Source organism: Zhongshania sp., assembly GCF_041623545.1.
GTDB lineage: Bacteria > Pseudomonadota > Gammaproteobacteria > Pseudomonadales > Spongiibacteraceae > Spongiibacter.
This window is the reverse complement of sequence record NZ_JBFJWS010000008.1, coordinates 38,430-48,870: the sequence shown is the minus strand read 5'-3', so window position 1 is coordinate 48,870 and position 10,441 is coordinate 38,430. Positions and strand designations below refer to the sequence as shown.

Annotated in this window: 8 protein-coding genes; 1 reads left to right on the top strand and 7 read right to left on the bottom strand. The window is 49.6% G+C overall.

Going from position 1 to position 10,441, the window contains the following annotated elements:
* The coding region (locus ABYT30_RS02530) for an FAD-binding protein (RefSeq protein WP_373095149.1) at positions 1-530 on the bottom strand (530 nt) is incomplete at its 3' end.
* 238 nt (positions 531-768) lie between these two features.
* On the opposite strand from ABYT30_RS02530, the gene ABYT30_RS02525 reads away from it, so the two are divergent.
* Positions 769-1,449, top strand: coding sequence for a DNA-3-methyladenine glycosylase I (locus ABYT30_RS02525; RefSeq protein WP_373077869.1), 681 nt, complete (start codon positions 769-771; stop codon positions 1,447-1,449).
* A 61-nt stretch (positions 1,450-1,510) separates the two neighbouring features.
* Here ABYT30_RS02525 and ABYT30_RS02520 read toward each other — a convergent pair whose 3' ends face one another.
* From ABYT30_RS02520 to ABYT30_RS02495, 6 genes are all read right to left on the bottom strand, one after another.
* On the bottom strand, positions 1,511-3,361 hold the full coding sequence (locus tag ABYT30_RS02520; protein ID WP_373095147.1) for a DmsC/YnfH family molybdoenzyme membrane anchor subunit: 1,851 nt from the start codon (positions 3,359-3,361) through the stop codon (positions 1,511-1,513).
* Positions 3,362-3,466: 105 nt separating this feature from the next.
* Positions 3,467-5,650 (bottom strand): molybdopterin oxidoreductase family protein, encoded by a 2,184-nt coding sequence (locus ABYT30_RS02515; protein ID WP_373077864.1) that lies wholly within the window; start codon positions 5,648-5,650, stop codon positions 3,467-3,469.
* A 446-nt stretch (positions 5,651-6,096) separates the two neighbouring features.
* A complete protein-coding gene (locus ABYT30_RS02510) occupies positions 6,097-7,200 on the bottom strand; it encodes an OmpA family protein (RefSeq protein ID WP_373077862.1) in 1,104 nt (367 codons plus the stop codon).
* 242 nt (positions 7,201-7,442) lie between these two features.
* Positions 7,443-8,138 (bottom strand): DnaA regulatory inactivator Hda, encoded by a 696-nt coding sequence (gene hda / locus ABYT30_RS02505; protein ID WP_373077860.1) that lies wholly within the window; start codon positions 8,136-8,138, stop codon positions 7,443-7,445.
* Positions 8,138-9,229, bottom strand: coding sequence for an AI-2E family transporter (locus ABYT30_RS02500; protein ID WP_373077858.1), 1,092 nt, complete (start codon positions 9,227-9,229; stop codon positions 8,138-8,140). The genes hda and ABYT30_RS02500 overlap by 1 nt, the downstream gene beginning before the upstream one ends.
* Positions 9,226-10,425, bottom strand: a complete 1,200-nt coding sequence (locus tag ABYT30_RS02495; RefSeq protein ID WP_373077902.1) for a DUF2066 domain-containing protein — start codon at positions 10,423-10,425, stop codon at positions 9,226-9,228. Before ABYT30_RS02495 ends, ABYT30_RS02500 begins: the two co-directional genes overlap by 4 nt.
* Between the last annotated feature and the right edge of the window lie 16 nt (positions 10,426-10,441).

Sequence of the window (10,441 nt, the reverse complement as noted above, 5' to 3'; positions counted from 1 at the left end):
GCCGCCTCCACCTGAGTAAAATAAATTCGATTAAACAAGCGCATCATGTGATGCGAGGGGCGCAGCCGTTTCACATCATCGCCCAGCAAAGAGGAGTCAAAGCGCGCGGGCTCCATTGAACGGTGTCCAGTGCGCGAGCCTTCTATATTGGTATAGTAATCGGGGTAGTGTTCTAAGGTCTCGTAGCGAACATCACTGCGCTCGTGCAAGAAGTCGATCATTTTCGGGCCGTTGCGCAAATAGCAATCGACCATTTCCTCAGGCACGGCGCCTGCTGGCGTGGTATTTAATAGATAAGCTTTGGCGTCATCAAAGCTATCGTCGGCCCCAGCAGCCTTGGCATAGCGATTACAGGGAATCCATACCCCTCCGCCCGACGTTGCACTGGTGCCGCCAATCTCGGCTGATTTTTCGACAATTAGAACGTCCTTCACACCCATCTCATAGCTACTAAGGGCAGCGGTAAGCGCACCATTACCACTACCAACAATTAATACGTCTACGCTATGATCCCAGCTTGTTTCGGTCATTATTCATTCCTGCGTTCAATCTTAAATCGCAATGGCATTATTGATCGTATAAGCAACTGCCGGTTTGATTAAGATATGTCATTGCCGTATTGGCGATACGATGCCCATATTTGCCCTATAATAAACACCTCTGGGGCTGAACCACTATCATCCGTCTGCAGTACGCGACAGCAACTATGACGATTGCGCACACATTTTTAGGCTAGCAGAATAGCCCCGCACCAAGAGATTCCACATTATGGCGACACTTTACAACACCTTTCTTGAGCGTGCGCTGGCCCAGCACGGCACACTAGCCGCTATTGAAGACAAGCTGCCCAGCACCCTCACTCCTGAAGAACTGTGCGCTATCCCAGATAAACAGTTTTTGGCGGAAATGGCAGCATGCGTGTTTCGGGCAGGCTTTGTATGGCGAGTCATTGCACTCAAGTGGCCAGGATTTGAGGAGGTGTTTAATGGGTTTTTACCCATTTGGGTGGCGTCGCGATCACCAGAAGAGATTGAAACTATGGCCACCGACCAACGCATTGTGCGCAATTTAACCAAGGTTAAATCGGTTCAGGACAATGCCTTGTTTATACTCGACATCCAGCGCGAACACGGTAGTTTTGGCAAATTTTTAGCTAATTGGCCTAGCGACGATATTACTGGCTTGTGGGCGTACCTGAAAAAACATGGCAGTCGCCTTGGCGGGAATTCTGGCCAGTATTTTCTGCGTTTTAGTGGTAAGGACACCTTCATTTTAAGCCGCGACGTATGCACAGCATTACTCAGCGTTGGCATCATCGATAAAACTCAAGTCACTGCTCAGCGTGATCTCAAGAAGGTGCAGCTAGCCTTTAATGAAATGCAGCAGGAGAGTGGCCGCTCCATGGCCGAGTTAAGTATGATTTTGGCCCTATCCATCGGCCCTCGTTAACCTCGGCATGTGTAATTAAAAGAAGATAGCGAAGAATAGCTCTTCGCTATCTTCTTCCTCATTAGTGCGCGTGCGCTACAACGCCCACTTGGGGCATATTGGCCAAACCAATATCTCTGGCATGCTCTTCAAAGTCTTTGTTCTTCCAAAAGAACGCACCAGGCATGGTTGTCGGCACTACCAAAACATAAAACAAGCAGCGGCCAATAAGTGCGGTTACCATTATTGAGACACACAATAGCGCGCTAACCGCCAAACTCAGCAGCCCAGCTTCGGCAGTACCTAGCAGAATAATCGCGATAGCGAAGTTGCCCAACAACATTAGATTGCGCAAGGTATAACTCTTACCGAACAGCGTGCATTGAATATAATGGGACACACTGCCTTCATTGTTTGCCTTATCCATAGCAATGCCATGACGCCACAAACCAAAGCCTTCCAGAGCTGAGCCTACAACCACACTCAGCACGCATAGTTTTAGGAGCCCCAGCGCGTCCACACCAAGCAATGTTAATGTTGGCACGCCGATGCCCCCTAATACCACGCCGCCTAAACTAAGCGCTGTGCCCAAAAATGAACTACCAGTCTGCCAGTGGTTCCAGAATGGCCGAGCCGGTATGCGGTAGCAACGATACATATAATAAATACCGACTGCCCCGGCGATTAACGCTAAAAAGCCCATAGCCGATGCAGTTGCCCGAAAGCTACCCCACTCACCCATAATAGAAATAAACACAGCATTTTCAGGTAACATCGCCAATAAATGCAGACCGGCAAATACCATGAACAAGCAGATACCCAAGCCCTCGCGGCATACTGGCGAATGACGCAAATTATTAAAGCCTCGATAAAAACGCCATGGCTTACCAAGGTGCGTCGCCGACATCAGCATACCCAGACCAGCTAAGCCTACTGCTACCGCGATTAAGGGCACATACATCACCGAATCGCGAACAGCGACAATACTATCTATACCTAGCTGCGCGCCAAGGAAACTCAATAAAAAAGCGCCGAACGCCGCTTGGCCGACCAAGGTAAATATGACCAGCGGATTCTCCCGTGAGCTGAGTTTGCTAAAGCTCCACTTTTTCTCTACGCCTTTTTTCTGATCAACAACTGGGCGATATTGTCCGTCGTCGCCTTTGTGGTATTTCACTTCCATACCGTCGGGGCGGGTTACCTCGTCAGGCATATTCTTAATTTGCTGAAAGCGGATATTGGGGTGGGTAATCTCGGGATCAGGGAAACCTGGGATCGTTAATTTTGCTTGCTCTCTGTTCTCCGGCAAATCTTCGACTACGCCAAAATTAAGCGCATTACCCAAACACGCAGACACGCACGCAGGCTTAAGGTTTACCTCGAGGCGATCTACACACATATTACACTTAGAAACCTGCCCTTTTATCGGGTCGAGCTGAGGCGCGTTGTAGGGGCAGACCCAGGTACAATATCCGCAACCAAAGCACGTTTCAGGGTCTTGAAGCACCGCGCCATACTCTACGTGCTTGGTATACGCGCGAGTTGGGCAGCCTTTTAAGCACACTGGATCGTCACAGTGGTTGCAGGCCATAGAGATGTTCATGCGTTTAAAGTCGGGGTAAGTGCCACCCTCAACATAGCCAACAGAACGGAAGCTTATATGCGCTGGGTTGTCGTTTTTCTCGCTACAGGCCGCTTCGCAGGCATGGCAGCCAATGCAATTGTCTGCGGTAAAGTGGAACGCGTGCTGCTTATTGCGATTGGGGTTATTGCCAACTCCAGGCTCTTCATTGATAAACATTTCACGACCAGCAGGCAAAGCCCCACCGGTACGAGCAATTAGGTCGATGGGGGATTCGTAATAATTTACTTCTGGCGCAGTTGGTTCTTTGAGAAAGGCGTAACTGGGTTCATCATCTCTAACTTTCCACATATTTAAGACCTTTTGACGAACGCCTCGCACTAGGGTGATACGAGGCTATTCTAAAAACAATATGACAATCTACTCGGTGTTCTGCGCGACTAATCGCCGCGCCAATTAATACGCCCTGCGCTCTACATTTAGACGTCCAGCTTCTTTCTGGTCGATCTGTTCAATGCGCACTGCACACTGTTTAAAGGCTGGCTGACGCGAGTAAGGGTCAAGCAAGCCCAATGACAAGCGATTTACACAGTCGTGGTAGTGCATTGGAATAAAAACCATATTGTGGGGTACCCGCTGGGTAAGCTGGACCATCACCACGGCATCGCCGCGCTTTGACACCAAACGCACATAACTCTGGTGCTTAACGCCCTGTTCACGCGCAGAATCGGGATTCATTTCCATATATGGCGTTGGGCTAAACTTGTTTAGATTGCCGATTTTGCCGGTCTTAGTACGGGTGTGGAAATGCTCAATTACCCGCCCGCTGTTTAGCCAGAACGGATAGCTGTCATCGGGCACTTCATTGTCTTCGATATAGTCCATAGCCAATAAATTGGCTTTGCCATTCGGTGACGGGAAAATGCCATCGCTATACAAGCGCGGATTACCTGTATCGTCGCCCTCCCGCATTGGCCACTGGATACCGCGCTGAGATTCAATCAGATCGTGACTCATGCCGGAGATATCAAGGTTTCGCGCAGCACCCTTGGATAGCTGCTTCATCTCATCAAAAATATCAGAGGTACTGTCCGGGAATGTCATTGCACGGCCGCGCTCAAACCGTTTCGCCAGCTCATTGAAAATCCAGTGGTCGGCTTTAGCATTACCCGGTGGCTCAACGAATTTACGCACCAAGTTCACTCTGCGCTCGGTATTTGTCAGCACACCCTCTTTTTCGCCCCACACTGCTGCGGGAAAATACACATGAGCAAAGTTGACGGTCTCACAGTCTTTATAGCCGTCTTGCACGACCATAAACTCGAGTTTTTCAAGTGCCTTTTTTATCCGAGGCTGGTTCGGCATAGAAGTTAAGGGATTGGTCGCGACAATCCACAAAGCTTTTATTTCACCAGATTCTATGGCCGGAAAAATATCCGTTTGCTGTAAGCCCCGCTTGGCTGGGAAGAAACTCTCATCAATACCCCAAAACTTGGCCACCTCATCGCGGTGCTCTTGCTTTTCTAGGGCTCGGTAGCCTGGTAAACCAGAGCAAGACGACCACTCTCGCGTACCCATCGCGTTACACTGGCCGGTTATTGACAAGCTGGTGCCACCGGGAATACCGATGTTACCAGTAATTAAATTGAGGTTATTGATACCGCAAACACCATCGGTACCATGGGTACTTTGGTTGATACCCATAGTCCAGATACTCATCGCCGATGGCGCCTTGGCATAAATTCTCGCCACGTTCTTAATCATATCGGCATCGATACCGCAGATCCGCGATGCGGTAACGGGATCGTATTTGGCAACGGTCGCTTTCAATTCATCAAAACCGTTACAGTGGGCTTGAATATAAGCCTCGTCCTGCAGGCCCTCAGCCAAAATAACATGAGCAAGCGCATTCAATAAGACGAGATCAGTACCGGGGGTAATCGGCAAGTGGATATCGGCAAACTGGGCGAACATGGTAACTCTGGGGTCGACCACAATCAGCGGAAATTTGCGTTTTTCCAGCGCTTCCTTTAAACGCCAATAAATAATGGGGTGCTGCTCTGGTAAATTTGAACCAAACGCCATTAAGCAGTGGGTATTTTCAAAGTCGTCATAACAGCCCGGAGGGCCGTCTGCACCAAAGGACCGCTTATAACCTGAAACCGCTGACGCCATGCAGAGAGTGGTGTTGCCATCGTAGTTATTGGTGCCAATAACACCGCGCACCAATTTTCCTAGGGTATAAAACTCCTCCGTCAGCAACTGGCCAGTAGACACAACCGCTACGCTGTCGCGACCATACTTTTCCTGTATCCGCATAAACTCCGCTGCGGTTTTATCGAGCGCTGCATCCCAACTGGTCGGCTGAAATGCGTCATAGATTTTATTGCGAATCAGGGGCTCCACGCCGCGTCCGGCGCTATCACTCAATTCATGCTCAAAAATGCCCTTAATGCATAACTTGCCCTGATTAACGGGCGCATTTCCTTTTCCTCTACTCGTCACGGGCTTACCCTGGGCATTCAAGCCAACCTCAATTGAGCAGCCTGTCGAGCAATAACCGCATACAGCGTATTTCCACTCAACAACTTTCTTGTCAGTGATCGTTATTGGTTTCCGATTCTTACGGCCAAAGATCATCTATAACTCCCCTTTTCACCGCAGCACCAAATTGGAGCACACGGACAATTACAGGCCACTACAAAGCGCACCATTATGGTGATTTGTTACCGGTTTGCGGCGCTATCTGACTAGAATCTACAAGAACCGTGCCAGTTCGAAGAGGTCCCGAAAAGTAAGGGGTGTCGGGGGTAATTCAATCGATGCGAAAGCCCTAAACCAGCTCAGTTTAGATCGACAGCCAAAGTGGGAGCACTCAAGCCTAGCCGAACGCTATTCGTGGCAGAGCAAATCACCAAGCAATCAAAGCAGGCAGAAACCGACTGGGATGACCGAGGGAAAATTCAACTCTCAAGGTAGGAATACAGACATTTATTTCGTGGTAGCGCGTTCACTAGCGCTTTATACAAATCATTCAAGCATAAAAAAGGGGCCGAAGCCCCTTCTCTTACAGCGATTACTGAAGTTTATTCAGCAACTTCAGCCTGCATTACCGCAACTACACGACGGTTAGCACGACGGCCTTCCGCAGTTTTGTTGTCAGCAATCGGACGTTCTTCACCGTAGCCAACTGCGCTGAGACGATTCTCTGCAATATTGAAATCGCGAATCAGTGCATTGCGCACAGCATCAGCACGACGCTGAGACAGCTGTTTGTTGTAAGATGCCGCGCCATTACTGTCCGCATGACCTTCAACAACGGTTTTCACGCCGCCAAACTTCTTCATAAACTCAGCAACCTTTTTCAGCTCGCTCGCATAAGCCACTGGAATCGCGTCTGAGTTGTTCGGGAAGTTGATTTCAAGCTTGATGCTTTCGGTGTGCTTAAGCACAAACTTACAACCGAATTTATCAACCTGACGACCAGCAGGCGTATTTGGACACTTGTCACGGTAGTTAGGCACGCCGTCACCGTCTTTATCCAAAGCACAACCTCTAGCGTCTACAGCAACACCTGCAGGTGTACCTGGACACTGATCAACACCATCTTCTACGCCGTCGGCATCAGAGTCAGCAATCATAGGCATTGGCGCTGGCTTAGGCGCAGACGCACCAATCGCATAGCTCAAACCGATCGACGCGTTGCCGTCGCGAGTTTCATGGTCAGTACCATAAACCAAACGCGTGTCACCACGAACCGACCATTTCTCGTCAATCGCATAACGTACACCACCACCCACATTTAGCTGTGTCTGGCTGTCATAACGGCCGCTTTCGTAATCCGCCTCTATTACACCCATACCAGCCGCAACATAAGGAGTGAACTTACTGTCGTTGCTGAAATAGCGCAGCATATCAACGCTGCTACCAAGGATCTTTTGATCTAAAGCGCGAATATTGCGATCGCTCGCCGCAACACTGTACAAGCCGCGCAATTCAACACCCCAGTCTTTGCTGAGAACATATTCCGCACCGAACAAAGCAACTTCGGTACTACTTAAGTCGCGCGAACCATCAAACACTTGGTAACCAATAGCTGGGTTTAAATACCAAGTACCTTCCTCAGCTGCAGACGCCACTGTTGGCAACATGCAACTTGCAACGGCCGCACCTAATAGAAATTTACGCATAACACTCCCCTTCATTTTTTTAGAAACTTCCTTTGCTATGCCGTGAAAGCACGCCATGAACTCAGAATAACACGAGCTTCAATGCTTGCACGCCTGATTTTGTGTAATTTTACCACGCGACCCCGCATACAATGCACCACTAAAATCAGCACTCCGAACACTTACACGCTGGCAAGTTCCCATGCACACGCTAAAAATAGTCGTATTTAGGGCCATTACCAAATTTTATAATAAAAAATCGCTCACCAATCCATTACTTTTTTTATAAATGGGATAGTCAACTTTCGCTGCTCCACCAAGCTGACTTGGTCCAGAGTATTCAATATACCAAACAAACTCGCAAGGTCTCTTTGGCAACGCATATAAATATATTCAGCTACAGCGTCTGAAATAGTTATACCTCGCAGTTTAGCCCGAAACTGGAATGCCGCAAGTCGCACCGTTTCATCTGAATCACGCAGTCCGTATACACTGAAGCTTTGTAAGCGCGAATGCAAGTCTGCCAGCGCAATCCCCTGCTGAGCGATCGGCTTAGCCGAGGCCGCCAACATACGGGCCCCCGTTGCTAACATTTGGTTGTAACAATTAAACAGTGCCCGCTCCCAATTCTCTCGTCCCGCGACAACATCAAGGTCATCCAAACAGAGCAAATCCAAATATTCTGAGCCCTCCAGCAGGGCCTCCGGTTCATAATCCACGACGTCGGCAAGTGGGATATAGCGAGCATAAAGGCCATTCGCGTCTGCTAAATGGCAGCAGGCTTGTAAGAGGTGGCTGCGACCTACTCCACCGCTCAGATAAATCCACTTTTCACCCTGCGCTATTGCCTGCAGGCGAAGCTGATTAACCAACAGGCGGTGCTCGTCGGCAATGTAGAAGTTGTCAAAAGTAGCATCGTTGTCGAGCTTTAGGGCTAATGGTAGTTGCTGACTAGCCATCAATCACCAAGCTCCCGCTCTTCCGTCGACACGGGAACAGCACCATAGAAGCCGGATTGTTTATAATATTCATGTAAATGGTTAATCATCACCTTAATAACTGCTGCAAAAGGCAGGGCCAACAATATGCCAACAAAGCCAAACAGCTGACCACCCGCCAGAATAGCAAAAATAACCATTACTGGGTGTAGACCAATTTTATCCCCAACCAACAATGGCGTTAGCAACATCGACTCTAATAACTGACCGACCCCAAACACCGCAGCCACACCCGCCAATGGCCAAAGACCATCAAACTGAAAAAACGCCGCCGTACCCGCCGCACCAATTCCAACAATAACGCCCAGATAAGGCACTATACTCGCTAGACCAGCAGCCAAACCCAGAATCAAGGCCAAATCTAAGCCTACTAGCCAAAGACCCAGGGTATACACCACCGCCAATGCCAACATCACAAGTAGCTGGCCCCGAGCGAAGGCGCCAAGAATCTCGTCACACTCATTGGCAATTTGGACGGTGCGAATCTCAATCGAACGCGGCAATAAATTGCGAATCGCGGCCATTAAAACATCCCAGTCCCGCAGCAAATAAAACGTCACTACAGGCACCAGGGTCATATTGGCCATCCACGTAATCAAGGCCAGACTAGAGCCACTGATTTTATTCCACAGATAAAAAAGAATGCCGCCGGCACTTGCCCAGTGCTCGCTAATCGCTTCCCGGGCACTCGCCATTGGCCGAGTTTGTTCAGGCAGATCCAAATACTCACGCAGCTTAGGCAAGCCAGTGGACTGTACCCAACGCACGCCATCGTATAAGCGTTCCATTAATAGTTGGAGCTGCTCAATCAGCAGCGGTAGGGTAACCAGTAAAATTAACGCCCCGCCCAGACTGAGCGCAGCGAACACTGCCACTACCGCCCACGTGCGCCCCATACCGCGTGCTTCCAGCCTGTCAGCAAGGGGGTCACCCATATAAGCCAATACCGCCGCCAGCAAAAACGGCATTAATATGGGCGCCAATAAATGAATCACTAATGCGATTAGCGCAAGGCCGACAATTACCCACAGGGGTTTGGGCAGAGCATTCACAAACGTTTACCCGACCAGCGATAAAATCCGCGCATGGGCAGCGCCGTAATGCCCGCAACAACCGCACTAGAGGGCTCTTCCACTAATTGACCATCAAGATTGAGGAAGCGTTTCACTTTTTCCATATCGTCATTTAATACAAGTTCTAAAATCAATTCATTATCTGACAACCACACCGTATTGGCGTGCTGAACCACCGCCAAGCCCTCTAAGTACGTTATCATATCGGCGTAGGCCGCAAAGTTAGCGACACCACTAATATGTATTAAGCTATTAGCGCTATTTATACTTCCAGTAGCCACCACCGAATATTTTGAAGCCTGCAGGTCGGCGAGAGAATTCACTGGGCCTTCCAACAGATCCCGTCCATCTAATCCTTCGCTCTCTAGACGGATTACCTCGTCACCCTGCAATATCATCCAACTCGCAATCCACTGTCCGGTGGAAAACTGGGACGCGCGGCCCATCAGCACAAATGGCGCCGAATAACGCGCCGACGCTCTACGAACATCATCCACTGACATCTGCCAAAGTTGATCGCTCGTTAAATTTGTCGAGTCCGCCAAATCAAATAGCGGCAATTGCAGGTCCAAACCACGGCGTTGCGCCACTTCCTTTAAATCATTCAGGAGTTCACCCTGGCTATCTGCGCCCACAAACTGACGCCCTTCAGCCGTATCAGCTAAAAGCCAAACTAATACCGCAGGTCGATTTGCCGACCATACCGGCAAACCTGCCGACTGCAACTCCGCATTCACTTGGCGAGGAGAAAAACTCAGGCTAAGCTGCAGTATATCTTCGCCGTATTGATCTTTGCTGCGCTGATAGCGATATTGGGTAATCAAAGGTTCAGGCCTAGCTAATACCGCCGCCACAGCGGCATTGCGGCCCGCATCGCCGCGACCGGACACCCGCACAAAAATTCTTTCCAGCGCTTCAGCGGCGGCCTTTTTAAGGGATTCCGGCGACTGAGACTCCACCACCAACTGCTCGTCGTATAAATTAGCCACGGTACCGGCCATTACCGCCCCCACCCCCGCTACGACAAATAGCCAGAGAACAACCGACACCCTTATAATTTGCTTCACTTGTTTTAAGCCCTTTTGCCCGTCGTAAGCCGCCATTGTAGCAAGCAACCGGGAGATCGTCGTGAGTAGTGGCAAAAAGTCGCGCTTTTGCTGCTGAATTAAACTCACAATCAAGCTAGAATGG